Origin of the sequence: Actinacidiphila sp. bgisy160, assembly GCF_965342435.1 — a bacterium.
Lineage (GTDB): Bacteria > Actinomycetota > Actinomycetes > Streptomycetales > Streptomycetaceae > Actinacidiphila.
On the sequence record NZ_CBDRCM010000031.1, the window covers coordinates 21,727 to 37,865 of the forward strand.

Annotated in this window: 12 protein-coding genes and 1 pseudogene; 7 read left to right on the forward strand and 6 right to left on the reverse strand. The window is 74.8% G+C overall.

Annotation, left to right across the window (positions count from 1 at the left end):
• Positions 1–4 precede the first annotated feature (4 nt).
• The 3 genes from rhaI to ACRWNP_RS23190 all read left to right on the forward strand — a co-directional run bounded on the left by rhaI (position 5) and on the right by ACRWNP_RS23190 (position 4,978).
• Positions 5–1,171, forward strand: a complete 1,167-nt coding sequence (gene rhaI, locus ACRWNP_RS23180) for an L-rhamnose isomerase (RefSeq protein ID WP_431964330.1) — start codon at positions 5–7, stop codon at positions 1,169–1,171.
• Positions 1,172–1,271: 100 nt separating this feature from the next.
• Complete coding sequence (locus ACRWNP_RS23185; protein ID WP_431964332.1) at positions 1,272–3,317, forward strand: bifunctional aldolase/short-chain dehydrogenase; 2,046 nt, start codon at positions 1,272–1,274, stop codon at positions 3,315–3,317.
• 173 nt (positions 3,318–3,490) lie between these two features.
• Positions 3,491–4,978 carry a rhamnulokinase gene (locus tag ACRWNP_RS23190; RefSeq protein WP_431964334.1) on the forward strand — a complete coding sequence of 496 codons (1,488 nt, stop codon included), beginning with the start codon at positions 3,491–3,493 and terminating at the stop codon, positions 4,976–4,978.
• Between the two features lie 12 nt (positions 4,979–4,990).
• On the opposite strand, the gene ACRWNP_RS23195 is transcribed toward ACRWNP_RS23190, so the two are convergent.
• From ACRWNP_RS23195 to ACRWNP_RS23205, 3 genes are all read right to left on the reverse strand, one after another.
• Positions 4,991–5,389 carry an OsmC family protein gene (locus ACRWNP_RS23195; RefSeq protein WP_431964336.1) on the reverse strand — a complete coding sequence of 133 codons (399 nt, stop codon included), beginning with the start codon at positions 5,387–5,389 and terminating at the stop codon, positions 4,991–4,993.
• A 112-nt stretch (positions 5,390–5,501) separates the two neighbouring features.
• On the reverse strand, positions 5,502–6,356 hold the full coding sequence (locus ACRWNP_RS23200; protein WP_431964338.1) for a hypothetical protein: 855 nt from the start codon (positions 6,354–6,356) through the stop codon (positions 5,502–5,504).
• Between the two features lie 74 nt (positions 6,357–6,430).
• Complete coding sequence (locus ACRWNP_RS23205; RefSeq protein WP_431964340.1) at positions 6,431–6,934, reverse strand: DinB family protein; 504 nt, start codon at positions 6,932–6,934, stop codon at positions 6,431–6,433.
• Here ACRWNP_RS23205 and ACRWNP_RS23210 point away from each other — a divergent pair.
• Positions 6,907–8,103, forward strand: a pseudogene (locus ACRWNP_RS23210) (MFS transporter); the annotation flags it as partial. The gene ACRWNP_RS23205 and the pseudogene ACRWNP_RS23210 sit on opposite strands and share 28 nt — an antisense overlap.
• A gap of 61 nt (positions 8,104–8,164) precedes the next feature.
• Here the strand turns inward: ACRWNP_RS23210 and ACRWNP_RS23215 are convergent.
• Positions 8,165–9,175 carry a helix-turn-helix transcriptional regulator gene (locus ACRWNP_RS23215; RefSeq protein WP_431964342.1) on the reverse strand — a complete coding sequence of 337 codons (1,011 nt, stop codon included), beginning with the start codon at positions 9,173–9,175 and terminating at the stop codon, positions 8,165–8,167.
• Between the two features lie 384 nt (positions 9,176–9,559).
• Here ACRWNP_RS23215 and ACRWNP_RS23220 point away from each other — a divergent pair, with 384 nt between their 5' ends.
• Positions 9,560–10,663 (forward strand): calcium:proton antiporter, encoded by a 1,104-nt coding sequence (locus ACRWNP_RS23220; protein WP_431964344.1) that lies wholly within the window; start codon positions 9,560–9,562, stop codon positions 10,661–10,663.
• Between the two features lie 136 nt (positions 10,664–10,799).
• Here the strand turns inward: ACRWNP_RS23220 and ACRWNP_RS23225 are convergent, their stop codons facing one another.
• Positions 10,800–12,995 (reverse strand): phage holin family protein, encoded by a 2,196-nt coding sequence (locus tag ACRWNP_RS23225; protein WP_431964426.1) that lies wholly within the window; start codon positions 12,993–12,995, stop codon positions 10,800–10,802.
• 145 nt (positions 12,996–13,140) lie between these two features.
• Between ACRWNP_RS23225 and ACRWNP_RS23230 the strand changes: the two genes are divergently transcribed.
• Both ACRWNP_RS23230 and ACRWNP_RS23235 read left to right on the forward strand, forming a co-directional pair.
• Complete coding sequence (locus tag ACRWNP_RS23230; RefSeq protein ID WP_431964346.1) at positions 13,141–13,923, forward strand: MBL fold metallo-hydrolase; 783 nt, start codon at positions 13,141–13,143, stop codon at positions 13,921–13,923.
• Positions 13,920–14,588 (forward strand): DedA family protein, encoded by a 669-nt coding sequence (locus ACRWNP_RS23235; RefSeq protein WP_431964348.1) that lies wholly within the window; start codon positions 13,920–13,922, stop codon positions 14,586–14,588. Before ACRWNP_RS23230 ends, ACRWNP_RS23235 begins: the two co-directional genes overlap by 4 nt.
• A 263-nt stretch (positions 14,589–14,851) precedes the next feature.
• Here the strand turns inward: ACRWNP_RS23235 and ACRWNP_RS23240 are convergent, their stop codons facing one another.
• Positions 14,852–16,087: an aminotransferase class I/II-fold pyridoxal phosphate-dependent enzyme gene (locus tag ACRWNP_RS23240; RefSeq protein ID WP_431964350.1), complete on the reverse strand. Its 1,236-nt coding sequence runs from the start codon at positions 16,085–16,087 to the stop codon at positions 14,852–14,854.
• Between the last annotated feature and the right edge of the window lie 52 nt (positions 16,088–16,139).

Sequence of the window (16,139 nt, forward strand, 5' to 3'; positions counted from 1 at the left end):
GGACATGCCTGACTTCGCAGCCGTGAAGGCCGCACTCACAGCCCAGCGGATCGAGACGCCGTCCTGGGGTTACGGCAATTCCGGCACCCGTTTCAAGGTCTTCGCCCAGGCCGGGGTGCCCCGTGACCCGTACGAGAAGCTCGACGACGCGGCCAAGGTGCACGAGTTCACCGGCGTCGCCCCGAAGGTGGCCCTCCACATCCCCTGGGACCGGGTGGACGACTACACCTCGCTCGGCGCCCACGCCAAGGACCGCGGCCTGGAGTTGGGCGCGATCAACTCCAACGTCTTCCAGGACGACGACTACAAGCTCGGCAGCGTGTGCCACCCCGACCCCCGGGTCCGCCGCAAGGCCACGGACCACCTGCTGGAGTGCGTCGACATCATGGACGCCACCGGTTCCAGCGACCTCAAGCTCTGGTTCTCCGACGGCACCAACTACCCCGGCCAGGACGACATCGTGGGCCGCCAGGAGCGCCTGGCCGGGGCCCTGTCCGAGGTCTACGAGCGGCTCGGCGACGACCAGCGGATGCTGCTGGAGTACAAGCTCTTCGAGCCGGCGTTCTACACCACCGACGTCCCGGACTGGGGCACCGCCTACGCGCACTGCCTGAAGCTCGGCCCCAAGGCGCAGGTCGTCGTCGACACCGGCCACCACGCGCCGGGCACCAACATCGAGTTCATCGTCGCCTTCCTGCTCAGCCAGGGCAAGCTCGGCGGATTCGACTTCAACTCCCGCTTCTACGCCGACGACGACCTGATGGTCGGCGCCGCCGACCCCTTCCAGCTCTTCCGGATCCTGCACGAGGTCGCCAAGAACGGCGGGTTCGAGGCCGAGACCAACGTGGCCTTCATGCTCGACCAGTGCCACAACATCGAGGCCAAGATCCCCGCGGTCATCCGTTCGGTGATGAACGTCCAGGAGGCCACCGCCAAGGCCCTGCTGGTGGACCTCGACGCCCTGGGCGCGGCGCAGCGCTCCGGTGACGTGCTCGCCGCCAACGCCGTCGTGATGGACGCGTACAACACCGACGTGCGCCCGCTGCTGCGAGAGGTGCGCGAGGAGCGGGGCCTGGCCCCCGACCCCGTCGCCGCTTACCACGCCTCCGGCTGGCAGGAGCACATCGTCGCCGACCGCGTCGGCGGCACCCAGGCCGGCTGGGGTGCGTAGGCCTGTCGTCACATAGCCGCCCACCGGCGCCCGTGTGACGACCCGGCCCGGCGCCGGTCCCCCCGTCCCTCCTCGATCCTCCCTTCCCGAAGGACATCCCATGGCACCCGCCACCCATCCGGAAGTCGCCGCGCTGCTGGAGCGCGCCCACCGCCTGGGCGCCGACCCGCGCAACACCAACTACGCCGGCGGCAACGCCTCCGCCAAGGCCGCCGCCGCCGATCCCGTCACCGGCGGCGCCGTGGACCTGATGTGGGTCAAGGGCTCCGGCGGCGACCTGGGCACGCTCACCGAGGCCGGCCTCGCCGTCCTGCGCCTGGACCGGCTGCGCGCGCTGACCGCCGTCTACCCGGGCCCCGAGCGCGAGGACGAGATGGTCGCGGCCTTCGACTACTGCCTGCACGGCAAGGGCGGCGCCGCGCCGTCCATCGACACGGCCATGCACGGCCTCGTCGACGCCGCGCACGTCGACCACCTGCACCCCGACTCGGGCATCGCGCTGGCCTGCGCCGCCGACGGCGAGAAGCTCACCCAGGAGTGCTTCGGCGACAAGGTCGCCTGGGTGCCGTGGCGCCGGCCCGGCTTCCAGCTCGGCCTGGACATCGCCGGCATCAAGGAGGCCAACCCGCAAGCGGTCGGCGTGATCCTCGGCGGTCACGGCATCACCGCCTGGGGCGACACCTCCGAGGAGTGCGAGCGCAACGCCCTGTGGATCATCCGCACCGCCGAGGAGTTCCTGGAGCGCCACGGCAGGCCGGACCCCTTCGGCGCCCCGCTGGCCGGCTACGAGCCGCTGCCGGAGGCCGAGCGCCGGGCCCGGGCCGCCGCCCTCGCCCCGGTCCTGCGGGCGATCGCCTCCCAGGACCGCCCCCAGGTCGGCCACTTCACCGACTCCGCGCCCGTCCTGGACTTCCTCGCGCACGCCGAGCACCCCCGGCTGGCCGCGCTCGGCACCTCCTGCCCGGACCACTTCCTGCGCACCAAGGTCCGCCCGCTCGTGCTCGACCTGCCCCCCACGGCGCCGCTCGAGGAGGCCGTGGCCCGCCTGGAGGAGCTGCACACCGCCTACCGCGCCGACTACCAGGCCTACTACGACCGGCACGCGACCGCGGACTCCCCCGCCATCCGCGGCGCGGACCCGGCGATCGTCCTCGTCCCGGGCATCGGCATGTTCAGCTACGGCAAGGACAAGCAGACCGCCCGCGTGGCGGGCGAGTTCTACGTCAACGCGATCAACGTGATGCGCGGCGCCGAGGCCGTCTCCGCCTATGCCCCGATCGACGAGGCGGAGAAGTTCCGCATCGAGTACTGGTCGCTGGAGGAGGCCAAGCTCCAGCGGATGCCGAGGCCCAAGCCGCTGGCCACCCGCATCGCCCTGGTCACCGGGGCCGGTTCGGGCATCGGCAAGGCCGTCGCGCACCGCCTGGTGGCGGAGGGCGCCTGCGTGGTCGTGGCCGACCTCGACGCGGAGAACGCGCGGGCGGTCACGCAGGAGCTGGGCGGCCCGGACCGCGCGGTCGCGGTCCCCGTGGACGTCACCAGCGAAGAGGCCATCCGCGCCGCCTTCGACGAGGCCCTGCTGGCCTTCGGCGGGGTGGACCTGGTCGTCAACAACGCGGGCATCTCCATCTCCAAGCCCCTGCTCGAGACCACCGCCCGCGACTGGGACCTCCAGCACGACATCATGGCCCGCGGCTCCTTCCTCGTCTCCCGCGAGGCGGCCCGCGTCCTCATCGCGCAGAAGCTCGGCGGCGACATCGTCTACATCGCCTCCAAGAACGCGGTCTTCGCCGGGCCCAACAACATCGCCTACTCCGCCACCAAGGCCGACCAGGCGCACCAGGTCCGGCTGCTGGCGGCCGAACTCGGCGAGCACGGCATCCGCGTCAACGGCGTCAACCCCGACGGGGTCGTCCGCGGCTCGGGCATCTTCTCCTCCGGCTGGGGCGCCCAGCGCGCCGCGACGTACGGGGTGCCCGAGGAGAAGCTCGGCGAGTTCTACGCCCAGCGCACGATCCTCAAGCGCGAGGTGCTCCCCGAGCACGTCGCGAACGCGGTCTTCGCCCTGACCGCGGGCGAACTGACGCACACCACGGGGCTGCACGTCCCGGTCGACGCCGGCGTGGCAGCGGCGTTCCTGCGCTGACGCCGACCGCACTGCGCGGGGGAGCCGGTCGGCTCCCCCGCACCGGTAGGACCCACCGACCCCCACGGTGCGCACAGCCGACCGCACCCGTCGCCCCGGCAGGAACGGCCCGAACGGCCCGAACGGCGAGAACGACCAGACTGACCAGAACGACCAGAACACGAGGGGCCCACGTGCCATTCGCCGCCATCGACCTCGGCGCCACCAGCGGCCGCGTCATCCTCGGCCGGGTGGGCCCGGACCACCTCGTCCTCGACGAGGTGCACCGCTTCGCCAACACCCCCGTACGGCTGCCCACCGGGCTGCACTGGGACGTCCTCGCCCTGTTCCGGGAGAGCCTGGACGGCCTGCGGCTGGCGGCGCGGGACGGGGCGGGCGTCACATCGGTCGGCATCGACAGCTGGGCGGTCGACTACGGACTGCTCGACGCGGACGGCGCCCTGCTCGGAATCCCTCACCACTACCGCGACAGCCGTACGGAGCATGTCGCCGACCGGGTCAGGGACGACATCGGCCCGCAGGAGCTGTACGCGGTCACCGGGCTGCAGCACCTCCCCTTCAACACGGTCTTCCAGCTGGCGGCGGCCCGTGACGGCGCGCAGTTCGCCGCCGCGCGGACGCTGTTGATGATCCCCGACCTGCTCACCCACTGGCTCACCGGGAGCATCGGCGCGGAGGAGACCAACGCCTCCACCACCGGGCTCTTCGACGCGCGCACCGCGAACTGGGCGGAGGGCTGCCCCGGCCGGCTCGGCATCGACCCGCGCCTGCTGCCGCCGCTGCGCCGACCGGGCACCCACGCCGGCACACTCCTGCCCCACGTGGCCGCGTACACGGGGCTGCCCGCGGACACCGCCGTCGTCACCGTCGCCTCGCACGACACCGCCTCCGCGGTGGCCGCGGTCCCGGCCACCGAACCGCACTTCGCCTACATCTCCTGCGGCACCTGGTCGCTGGCGGGACTGGAGCTCGACGCCCCGGTGCTCACGGAGGCCTCGCGGCTGGCCAACTTCACCAACGAGCGCGGTGTCGACGGCACCATCCGCTATCTGCGCAACATCATGGGCATGTGGCTGCTGGAGGAGTGCCGCCGCACCTGGGAGCAGCGGCAAGAGGGCCTGCCCCTGCGCGAACTGCTCGCCGCGGCCGCCGCCGCGGAGCCCTTCGCGGCCCTCATCGACCCGGACGACCCCGTGTTCCTGGCACCCGGCGACATGCCCGCCCGGATCCGCGCCTTCTGCGCCCGGACCGGCCAGAAGGCCCCCGCGTCGCACGGGGCGGTCGTCCGCAGCATCCTGGAGAGCCTCGCCCTGGCCCACCGCCGCACCCTCCGCGAGGCGGCCGGACTCGCCGGGCGCGACATCCATCGCGTCCACATGGTCGGCGGCGGCTCCCGCAACGAACTGCTGTGCCGGTTCACCGCCGACGCCACCGGGCTCCCGGTCGTCGCCGGCCCCACCGAGGCCACGGCCCTGGGCAACATCCTCGTCCAGGCCCGCGCCCACGGCGCGTTCGGCGAGGGTCCCGACGGCCTGGCGGCGCTGCGCGCCCTCGTCGCGGCCACCCAGCCGCTGCGTACGTACGAGCCGGACACGGACCACCGGGCCTGGGACGCCGCGGCGGCACGACTTGCGGAGCTCACCGCGGCGCGGTGGCCCTGAAGGGCGCCGCGCTCAGCCCACCGAGCGCGTGACCTCGGCGCCCTGGCGCAGGGCGCGGGGGATCTCGGCGACCTCGTCGACGGCCGCGATCAGTGCCGCGACCCGTTCCCGGGGCGCCGCGCTGTCGACCTCGACGGCGTAGGAGATGCCGGTCGACCGCCATCGGGCGGTGTCGAAGCCGCCCTCCGCGCGCACCCGGACACCCCGCAGCTCCAGCCCGCCGGCCGCGGCCTCGCGGTAGAGGTCGTTGAGCACGCAGGCCGCCACCGCGAGGTTCAGCACATGGCCGCCGGTGAACGCCGAGCGCACCCCGACGCCGCCGGGCGTCCAGCGGTGCGGGAGCCGGACGTCGTCGCCGTCCTCCTCCAGGAACGATCCCGCACTCGCCACCACCGCGAACCGCTCGTCCATGCCCTGCCTCCCGTGGCCGCTCACGCGGCCGTAGCCCGCCCACCCCGGATCCTCCCGCATCATCGCGCAACCCGGGGCGGCAGGTGGGCGGTTCGGGAACCCGCCCCGTTCGTCAGCCCTGCTTCTGGGAGGACAGCTGCGAGCTGAGGTCGGCCGTGTCGGACGCCGGGGGCGCGGTGACGGCCCGGGTGCCGCCGAACTTGAGGAAGTCGATGGTCACCTTCGCCTTGCCCAGGACCTGCACCATGCGGACCGGCAGGTCCTTGCCGTCCACCCAGACCTCGATCGTGATCTTGTCCACCGGACCGGTGACGGAGTTGAAGATGTTCTTCTCCTCGGACGGCGAGAGCGCCTTCCCCATACCGCCGAGCCGGCTCTTGTCGAGCGTCGCCCGGTAGTGGTGGGCCTCGCGGCCGCGGATCGACTGCTCCCCGAGGTCCTCGACGTCCTTGGTCAGTCCGATGTAGCGCAGCCCGGCGGTCGGGTCGGCACCCTTCTCCACGGCGGCGGCACCCGCCTTGCCCAGGACCGCGGAGACGTCGACGCGCAGCCAGTGCTTGCCCTTCAGCGGGCCGGCGGGCTGCGGGTCGACGTTGTAGTAGTAGGCGCCGTCCACCAGCAGCGCGCGCAGCTCGGGGTCGTCCTGAAGCTGCTGCATCCGCGCCGCCGCGGTGTCCATCATGACGTCGTACGCAGCGCCCTTGCCCCAGGAGTAGGTGCCCTTCATCGTGACGGGGCTGCCCTGGCCCAGATCGGTCGACATATCGACCTTGGCCGAGCCGATCTTCTCCGTCTGGCTGGTGACGCGGGCCAGTATCCGGGCGATCGAGTCCGCCTTGCCCACCGCGTCCGCCGTGTCGCGCGCGGCGCTGCAGCCCGCCGTCGCGGTCAGCGCGACGGCTGCGGCCCCCACCGTGGCGGCCACGCGTATCCGCCGCTTGTCCCTCATGTTCTCGATCTCGCTCATGCCGCCTGCCCCTTGGTCGTTCGTGGTCGATCTCGTGTGTCCGCCGTGGACCGTATCGCGGACGACTGACACCGCTAGACGCCGGTGGTGCCGTCGGCCAGTTCCCGCAGGAGGTCGAGGTGGCCGTTGTGGCGGGAGGTCTCCTCGACAAGGTGCAGCAGGATCCACCGCAGGTTGGGGTGCCGGCCGTCGCGGATGGGGCGCTCGGCGACCGCGTCCAGTTCGTGCGCGGCGACCAGTTCGCGGTAGCGGGCGGTCTGCGCCTCGTAGTCGGCCAGCAGATCGGCGAGGGGGACGTCCACGGCGATCCGCATCTCGCGGTCGGGGTCCTCCTCCGTCCAGGGGCCCTCGTCCTCGCCGCCGAGGAACACCACCTCGAACCAGTAGTACTCGACCCAGCGGAGGTGGTTGATCAGTCCGCTGAGCGTCATCAGCGGGGAGCCCGGGAGCGGGGCGCTGCGGGCGCGCTCGGGCGTGACGCCCTCGCACTTGGCGCGTGCGGTGTCGCGGGCGTAGTCGAGGAGGGTCGTCAGCGCGGAGCGCTCGTCCCATGCGGTGGGTGTGTCTGTTCGCGTCATCGGCGGAATGCTGTCGGGAACGACGGCGGCGCGTCCACCGATTAACCGCGGGCGGCGCGCCGCGTCCCCCTGACAGCAGATGTCAGCGGAAAGCCGGACCATCGGTCCCCGTGACCACCACCGAACGCACGCAACGCCTCCTCCTGCCCGCCGTGTTCATCACCTCTCTGGGCAACAACATCCAGCTGATCGCCGCGGCCCTGCTGATGGTGCGCGCCCAGGGCTCGGTGCTGGACGTGGGGTGGCTCTTCATCGCCGTCGCCGTCCCCCAGGCCGTGCTGTCGCCGTTGGCCGGCCGGCTGGCCGACCGCTACGACCGGCGGGCACTGTGGGCGGGCTGCGACCTGCTCAGCGCCGCCGTGGCCGTGGTCCCGGCGCTGGGCACGGCACTCGGCTGGCCCCGGGGAGCGGTCGTCTACGGCAGCAACTTCGCGCTGGCGGTGGCGGCCGCGCTCTTCGTGCCGGTGAGCGCGGCGTTGGTCAAGGAGCGGGTGCCCGCCGGGCGGCTGCGGCGGTTCAACGCCCACTACGAGATGGCACTGCAGAGCGGCATGCTGCTGTCGGCGGCGGTGGGCGGCCTCGCGTTGCAGTACGCCGGCCCGGCCCCGCTTTTCGTGTTCAACGCGGCGACCTTCGTGGCCTCCGCCGTCCTCGTCCTGGCGACCGGGCGCGGGCCGGGGCAGCCGGTCGCCGCGGACACCGCCGCCGTGGCGGCCGCGGCGCGGCCGGCCCCGTCACGACGGCCGCTCGGGCCGCTGATCGTGCTGTACGCCCAGGGCAGTGTGGTGGTGACGGTCTTCAACGCCCTGATGCCGGTGCTGGTCATCGCCGAGCTGCACCGGGGCGCCGCCGTCGTCGGTGCGGTGGACGCGCTCGGCGGCGCCGGTTTCCTGCTGGCGGCGGCCGCGTACCGGCGCACGGGGGCCCGGCTGGGGGACCTGCGGCTCGCCCTCACCGGCTTCGTGGTCTGCGCCGTGCTGTTCGCGCTGCAGCCACGGTTCGGGGTGACGGGACTGCTGCTGCTCGTACCGGCCGGGGCCTTCGTCTTCGGGCAGGCGCGCATCGCCTCGCGCACCCTGCTGATGACCGCCGTCGACGAGGGCCGCGCCGGGCGGGCCTTCGGGACGGCGAACGCGTACGGGCTCGCCGCGACCGTGGCCGTGATGCTCGGGACCTCGGCGGTCAGTGCCCGCGCCGGACTCCTGACCGGCTTCGCGGCGGTCGCCGGCCTCAGCGCGGTGGCGTCCGCGGTGGCGGCGGTGTGGATCGCGGCGGGCCGTAGAGGGCGGCCAGCGCCCGCGCCGACTCCGCGAGCATCTCCCGCAGCGGACCGGGCGCCAGAACTTCGAGATCCGCGCCGAGCCTGAGGAACTCGCCGTGCGCGTGCGCGACCGACTCGATGGGCACCCGGGCGCGCACCCAGCCGTCCGGCTCCCGCTCGCCGCCTTCGGCCACCGCCCGGGCGACGGCCGGTGACAGCAGCGCCGGCAGCCGCTCCGCGCCGCGCGGTGACAGCCGGATCAGGGCCTCGTCCCGGTGGAGACGCGCGTGGAATCCGGCGAGATACTCCCGCCAGTACGCGGGGAGGTCGAAGCCGGGCGGGGGAGGGAACGTCTCGTCGAGGGCGCGCACCTCCAGCATCTGGTCGACGCGGTAGGTGCGCGGCTCGCTGCCGTCGTGGGCGACCACGTACCAGCGGCCCGCCTTGAGCACCAGCCCGTACGGCTCCAGCCTGCGGTCGGTCTCGGCGGGCTCGCGCCAGCGGCGGTAACGCACCCGCACGACCTGCCGGTTCCACACGGCGTCGGCCACCACCGGCAGGTGCGGCACCTGCTCGTCGGAGCTGTACCAGCCGGGCGCGTCCAGCAGGAACCGCTCCCGCACGCGCTCCGCCCGTTCCCGCAGCGCCGGCGGCAGCGCGGCGCTGAACTTCAGCCGGGCCGCCGCCGCGGCCTCCCCGAGCCCCAACTGCGCGGCCGGGTCGGGAAGGGCGGCCAGGAACCACGCCTGCGTCTCGTCGGCGGTCAGGCCCGTCAGCCGGGTCCGGTAGCCGTCGAGGAGCCGGTAGCCGCCCTCGTGCCCGGCGTCGCCGTACAGCGGGATGCCCGCCTCGTGCAGCGACTGCACGTCGCGGTAGATGGTGCGTACGGACACCTCCAGCTCCTCCGCCAGATCCGAGGCGGTCATCCGGCCCCGCGTCTGGAGGAGCAGGAGGAGGGAGACCAGCCGGCTCGCGCGCATGGCGGCAGTATCGCCGCCACCACCGACACCGGCCGCTGCGGACGGCCGTGCGCACCCTCGCGGACGTCGGCCTGGCGCCGCACGAGCCGCTGACGCATCTCGACGACCTCGTCACGCACCTGGACCCCGGTGGACGGTGGGGACCGGGAGGTGTCGCCCGCCGGGACCAGCGGCGAGCTCGGCGCGACGTGTCCGGTCGCCGTGCACGACCCCATCGCGCGCCGCTGCGCCCTCGCCGGCGCCGCCCGCCGCCCGCCCCCGGCAGACCGCCGCGGGCAAGACCATCCGGGCCGAACAGGCGTTTCCCCCGGCCGGGCGATGAGCGGGGCCACGTCCGGGCTCCCCGCGTCGCGCCGACCCTGACGAGCTGTCAGTCTCGGATGCATGACCGCTCGCTTCCCCGTGGCCGCACTGCACTGGACGGTCGTCGTCCCGGTGCTCTCCGTGGTCCTGCTGGCCCTGACCTGGGGACGCGTGCTGCCGGTCGCCGTGGTCGTGATCGTCGCGGTCTTCCTCGCCGTCGCGGTGCTCGCCGCCGTCCACCACGCGGAGGTGGTGGCGCGCCGGGTGGGCGAACCCTACGGCGCGCTGGTGCTGGCGGTGGCGGTGACCGTCATCGAGGTGGCCCTGATCCTCACCCTGACGGCGGACGGCGGCCCGAAGAGCGCGGGCCTGGCCCGCGACACCGTCTTCGCCGCGGTCATGATCACCTGCAACGGCATCATGGGGCTCTCCCTGCTGGTGGGGGCCGTGCGCCGGCGGGTGGCGGTCTTCAACCCGGAAGGGACGGGCGCCTCCCTTGCGACGGTCGCGACCCTGGCCACTCTCAGCCTGGTGCTGCCGACGTTCACCACCAGCACCCCGGGCCCGCGCTTCTCCACCGCCCAGCTCACCTTCGCCGCGCTCGCGTCGCTGGTGCTCTACGCCCTGTTCGTGGCGACGCAGACGGTGCGGCACCGCGCGTACTTCCTGCCGGTGAAGCCGGGCGGCGAGGTGATCGACGTCTCGGAGGACGACACCGTCCCGCCGACCTCCCGCGCCGCGATGTTCAGCCTGGCACTGCTGGTGGTGGCCCTGATCGCGGTCGTGGGGCTGGCCAAGGTGGAGTCGCCGACGATCGAGCAGGGCGTGCAGTACGCCGGGCTGCCGTCCTCCTTCGTCGGTGTCGTCATCGCTCTGCTGGTGCTGCTGCCCGAGACCATCGCCGCGGTGCGCGCGGCCACCCGCGACCGTGTGCAGACCAGCCTCAACCTGGCGCTCGGCTCGGCGATGGCGAGCATCGGGCTGACCATCCCGGCGGTGGCGGTGGCCTCGCTCTGGATGTCCGGTCCGCTGCTGCTGGGGCTCGGCGCCACGCACATGGTGCTGCTGGCGATCACCATCGCCGTGGGCACCCTCACGGTGATCCCGGGACGCGCCACACCACTGCAGGGCGGGGTGCACCTGGCGCTGCTGGCGGCGTACGTGGTGCTCGCGATCAGCCCGTGAGCCGGTGCCGCCCACCGGCAGCCGGCGACGAAGCACCCGCCGCGGACCCCGCCCGCGCGCACCTCACCCGTACGTGGCGAGCCCTCGCCGGCGCGTCCTCGGCGGGCGTGGGTTCCAGTGCCGTGCGCGGCACCCGTCAGCCGGCGACCGGCTGCTCGTCCTTGCCCTCCTCGACCGGGGGCGCCGGTGCCACGGGCTTGCGGCCGAGCCAGCCGCCCAGCAGTTCGTGCACGGCCGCGGCGCCCACCAGCCGGTCCTGCGGGTCCGGACCGTCCAGGTCGAACGGGTGCAGCAGGAAGGCGCGGCTCTGGTCGCCGCCCAGGCCGCCGTGCGATCCCACCTGCTCCTCGAAGGCGTGCACGGCCCGGGTGACCGGGTCGTACGCGGAGTTGACCATGATGTCGGCGGCGTGCGGGAAGCGGGCAGTGCGCAGCACCGCGGCCGCCGCGCCCGGCCCGAACGGCGCCAGCGGGTCGCGGCCGGTGATCCGGCCCGTCCCCAGCTCGTGCTCACCACCGTCCCCGCCCAGCACGAGCGGACCGCGCTCCCGGTCCAGGACCAGCACGAAGCCGATCCCCGGGTGCTCGGTCAGCGTGCGCAGCAGGGCCGGGTGGCGGGCCTCGATGCTCTGCCGGTCCGCCCGCCCCGGAAGGCCGGGGAAGGAGATCAGCGCCAGGTTCCCCGAGGCCAGCACCACGGGGTCCGAGGACGGCCCGGCCATCTCCTGCTCCTCGCCCGCGTGGCGTCCGTGCTCCGGGCGGTGCAGCGCCGCACGGGCCGCCGCGCGCGCCTCGGCGCCACTGGCCGTGCCACGGGCGCGGCGCCGCACCGGCAGCCCGCACCCCGCCCGGACCAGGTCCCTCAGGGTCAGCCCGTATGCGGCCTCGAAGGTCTCGCCGTGGCTCTGACCGTGGTCGGAGAGCAGCACGATCCGGTAGGGGCGCGGCGCGTACCGGGAGGCGTCGGCGATCAGCCGGATGGCGCGGTCCAGACGGCGCAGCACCCGCATGGCGTCCGGGCTGCGCGGCCCCGAGTGGTGCGCGACCTCGTCGTAGGCGACCAGGTCGGCGTAGACGGCCCCGCGCCCGGCGAGCATGTCGCCGACGACGGCCGCCACCGCCACGTCGCGCTCGACGACGGTGGCGAAGGCCCGCAGGAAGGGGTAGAGCCCGCCGCGCCGCACCCGGGGACGCTCGTGCCGCAGCCGCGCGGCGATGGACTCGGTGATCTCGCGGCCCACCTCCGCGAGAAAGGACGCGGCGGTGCGCACCGCGTTGGCCGGGTCGGAGAAGTACGCGAAGTAGCCGGTCCGGGAGCGGGTGGCGCCGGCCCGGGCGAGGACGGCGGCCGGATCCCCGCCCTCCGGGGCGCCGAGCGCCCGGGACCGCAGCCGGGCCATGGCGAGCCGGTCGGCCGAGAAGCGCCGGCGGCGCGTCGACACCGACATCACCAGCGCCAGCTGCTCCGCGCCGCCGCTGAACAGGTTGCCGCGGCTCGCGCCGTCCGGCGCCAGCAGACCCGCCCGCCCGGTGCGGGCGACCGCGCGGCGCTCCAGCTCGGCGGCGCAGGAGGGCCGGTTGCAGACCATGACCTGCCCGGTCTCCTTCTCGTACCAGCGGAAGGCCGGCACGTCCTCGTTGCTGCCGTGCAGGATGGCCAGCTGGCTGGCGCCGGTCTGGCTGCTCCAGTCGGTGGTCCACGGCACCAGGCGGTGGCTGCCGTCGAGCCACTCGGCGACCGTCTCCATCGCCGGGGCACGCAGCCGCCCCTTGCGCGTCGCCGGGCGCACGGCCTCGCGCAGCACGTCGTGCCCGACGCCGTCCAGCTGGACGAAGACGAAGCCCGGCTCCCGCGTGCCCTCCGCGTCGTGACCCGCGCCCCGGCGCCGGCCGGCCAGGCGCGCCAGACGGCGGCCGTACGCCGCGTCGTCGCGCATGGCGAGGGTCGTGCTCATCGCGGACGAGGCCGCCGACATCACCGCGGCGATCACCACGGCCGTGGCAGGCGCGATGTCGCCCTGCCAGTCGGGGGTGAAGCGGAGCGCGAGCAGCAGCAGCGAGCCGTTGAGGAAGAACACCAGCAGGCCCAGCACCAGCGCGGGCACCAGCAGCACGGCCCGGACGAGCACCGGCCAGACCAGCGCGCTCAGCAGGCCGAAGGCACCGGCGGCGGCCGCCGCCGTCACCGCGATGCGGGTGGGGCTGTCGCCGCTCGGCGACTGGATGCGGAAGTCGGGCAGGATCCCGGCGAGCGCGGCCATCGTCGCCGTCGACACCGCCCACACGACCAGCACGCGCACGATCGCGCCACCGGTGGCCCGCCACCGACGCAGCACGCCCACCCTCTCCTCACGTCTGTCCACGTCCCCGAACACGAATACCCCCAGACTGTCACAGTCCCCCCTGCGCCCCGCGGCGCACCCGGGGCACAGGCGGGCGCGCCGGAGCATAGGCTCGGGGCGAGACGAGGAGGCACGAGTGGCGGTCGAGATCACCTGGTGGGGACACGCGACGGTGACCGTGCGGGACTCGGGGGTACGGGTGCTCACCGATCCGCTGTTCGCCCCGCGCCTGGCCCACCTGCGCCGGCGGCGCGGCGCGGTCCCGCCGCCGGGAGCGGCGCTGGCGGACGTCGCCGTCGTCTCCCACCTGCACGCCGACCACCTGCACACCGGCTCGCTGGCCCGGCTCTCCCGGGGCACCCGGGTACTGGTGCCGCGCGGGGCCCCCGCCGCGGTGCCCCGGCTGCGGCGGCTCGCCGCGGACCGGCGACTGGAGCTGACCGAGGTCGCCCCCGGTGACGAGGTGAAGGTGGACGCGCTGACGGTACGCGTGGTGAGCGCCGCGCACGACGGCCGGCGCCTGCCGTACGGGCCGCGCCGCTCCCCCGCGCTGGGCTACGTGCTGACGGGCGAGGAACGGACGTACTTCGCCGGGGACACCGGGCTGTTCGACGCGATGGCGGACGAGGTCGGCCCCTGCGACGCCGCCCTGCTGCCGGTCGGCGGCTGGGGACCGTTCCTCGGCACCGGCCACCTCGACGCGGCGCGCGCCGCCCAGGCCCTGGCACGGCTCGCCCCGCGCGCCGCCGTGCCCATCCACTACGGGACGTACTGGCCGATCGGCATGGACGCCGTCCGCCCGCACGAATTCCACTCCCCCGGCGAAGAGTTCGTGCGCCTCGCCGGGCAGCTCGCACCGGCGGTGGCGGTGCACCGGCTGGAGCACGGGGAGAGCATCCTGCTGGAGGCCGCCACGTGAGCGGACTCACCCTGCTCGCGGAGCAGACGTCCTCCCAGTCCACCGGCCAGGTGGTCGGCTACCCCTCGCTCTTCCTGCTGGTCGTGCTCGGCTCGCTCGTGCCGGTCGTGCCCACCGGAGCGCTCGTCAGCAGCGCCGCCGTCGTGGCCTTCCACCAGACCGCCCCGTTCTCCCTGGCGCTGGTCTTCGTCATCGCCTCCGGCGCCGCCTTCCTCGGCGACATGGGCCTCTACCTGCTCGGCCACCGCGGCGTACGCTCCCGCAACGGCTCGCGCTGGATGCGGCAGCTGCAGGAGCGCGCCGACCCCGCGCGCCTGGCCGACGCGCAACGCCGGCTCGACGACCACGGCGTCACCGTCCTCGTGCTGTCCCGCCTCATACCGGCCGGCCGTATCCCGGTGATGGTCGCCTGCCTGCTCGCCGAGATGCCCGTCCGCCGCTTCGCCCGCGGCGACGTCCCCGCCTGCCTGGCCTGGGCGGCGGCCTACCAGCTCATCGGCATCCTCGGCGGGACCCTCTTCCCCGAGCCCTGGCAGGGCGTCCTCCTCGCCGTCGCGCTCACGCTCCTCATCGCCTCCGCCCCGCAACTCTGGCGCCGGGTGCGCGGCCTCACGGCCACTCCCACCACGTGCGACGACACCCGGGCGGAACGCCCCGGCCGCTGACCGTCTCCCGGCGGGGGTCGCGCCGCGGGCCCGTTGCCGCCCCCTTGGCAGGCCGGGAGCGCCAACGAGCACGGGCGCCCGCAGGGGTACGGCGTCGCCAGAGCGCTGTTCGCGGCCTCCCCGGCAGGAGTGCCCGGCAGCGAATCCAAAGACGCGCCGCCGTCAGGGCACAGGGACCGTGGCTGCTGCGCCCATACGCAACCGGGCCGCCGGCGAAGGCGGAGGGGCACCGTCCCCGGCCGGGCGTCGGCACCGGGCGGCACTCAGGCGGCGCCCGTGCCCAGGCCCGCGATCGCCGCCTCCAGGTCGGACAGCGCCGCGGCGACGTGGGGCAGTTCGAGCGGGTCCCGGGCGCCAAGGGCGGCACGGCGCTGGGCGTCGTCGGTGCCGTGGAGGGGGCCGGTGTCGATGCGTACGTGGAGGGCGGACGGGTCGTCGCCGAAGCGGTGGCCGCCGGGGACGGGGCGGCCGAGGCGGGCGGACAGGGCGGTCTCCAAGGTTGGGGCGTCCGTGACGCCCGCCGCTTCCAGGGCGTGCCGCAGGGGCCCCAGATCGGCGTAGAGGTGGAAGCCCGCCTCGGGCGGGCGGCACAGGGCGCCCGCGCGGGTGACCACCTGGTGGGCGGCGGCCCCGAGGGCGGCGTGCAGGCGGGTCGCGGCGGCGAGGTGTGCCCGTACGGCGCCGTCCTCGGCGAGCGCGTGGGCGGCCGTGGCGGCCACCGGCTCCGGCAGCACCGCGCGCAGCCCGGCGCAGCGGTCCGCCACGGCGTCACGCAGCCGCGCGCCCTCCTCGCCGGCCGGGAAGCGGGCGACGGCCACGGGCCAGGACGGCGGGGCCAGGGCCGCGCACAGGTCGGTGACGACGATCGTCCGGCCGGGCAGCATCTCGGCGGGCGTGAGCAGCACGGTCTCGTGCGGTTGGTGCACGGTGTCGGCGTACGTCTCGTCGGAGACCAGCAGGAGCCCGCACTGCTCCGCCGCCTCGCACGTCTCGTGCAGCAGTTCCGGCGGAGTCACCGTCCCGCTGGGGTCGTCGGCGGCCGACATGAGCAGCACCCGCGGGTCGGCGCCCTCCGTGCGGGCCCGGCGCACCGCCTCCAGCAGGGCGAAGGGGTCGGGGGCGCCGCCGCCCACCGCGGGGGTCTGCACGGCCGTCACGCGCCGGCCCAGCGTCCGCACCAGCGGCGCCTGCCAGGCGGCGGCGGGCCTGGCGAGCACGACGTCCCCGTCCACCGCCGCGAGGAGCGCCAGCAGCAGCGTCTCCGCACCCGGCGCGGCCACGGTGTCGGCCGCGGTCGTGGCGAGCCCGCGGCGCTCCCAGTAGCCCGCGGCGGCCGCGCGCACCGCCTCGCCGCCACCGGGCGGCTCCGGCGCGGCACCGCCGGGCAGGCCGGCGGACAGCCGCTCGGCCCAGTACGGCGGCACAGGCAACCCGGGGTCGGGCCGCCGGCCGGCCCGTGCGAGGCGCCCGGCCGGGGCCGGCGGTGAGGTCCGCTGCATCCGTGCCTCCGGTGGGATCGGGGGACCGGCGGGATCCGGCGACGGGGCACAC

Bases quoted from the DNA above. Each gene is read 5' to 3' on its own strand.
- rhaI (WP_431964330.1), top strand. From the start codon at position 5: ATGCCTGACTTCGCAGCCGTGAAGGCCGCACTCACAGCCCAGCGGATC.
- ACRWNP_RS23185 (WP_431964332.1), top strand. From the start codon at position 1,272: ATGGCACCCGCCACCCATCCGGAAGTCGCCGCGCTGCTGGAGCGCGCC.
- ACRWNP_RS23195 (WP_431964336.1), bottom strand. From the start codon at position 5,389: ATGGACGAGCGGTTCGCGGTGGTGGCGAGTGCGGGATCGTTCCTGGAG.
- ACRWNP_RS23200 (WP_431964338.1), bottom strand. From the start codon at position 6,356: ATGAGCGAGATCGAGAACATGAGGGACAAGCGGCGGATACGCGTGGCC.
- ACRWNP_RS23205 (WP_431964340.1), bottom strand. From the start codon at position 6,934: ATGACGCGAACAGACACACCCACCGCATGGGACGAGCGCTCCGCGCTG.
- ACRWNP_RS23215 (WP_431964342.1), bottom strand. From the start codon at position 9,175: ATGCGCGCGAGCCGGCTGGTCTCCCTCCTCCTGCTCCTCCAGACGCGG.
- ACRWNP_RS23220 (WP_431964344.1), top strand. From the start codon at position 9,560: ATGACCGCTCGCTTCCCCGTGGCCGCACTGCACTGGACGGTCGTCGTC.
- ACRWNP_RS23240 (WP_431964350.1), bottom strand. From the start codon at position 16,087: ATGCAGCGGACCTCACCGCCGGCCCCGGCCGGGCGCCTCGCACGGGCC.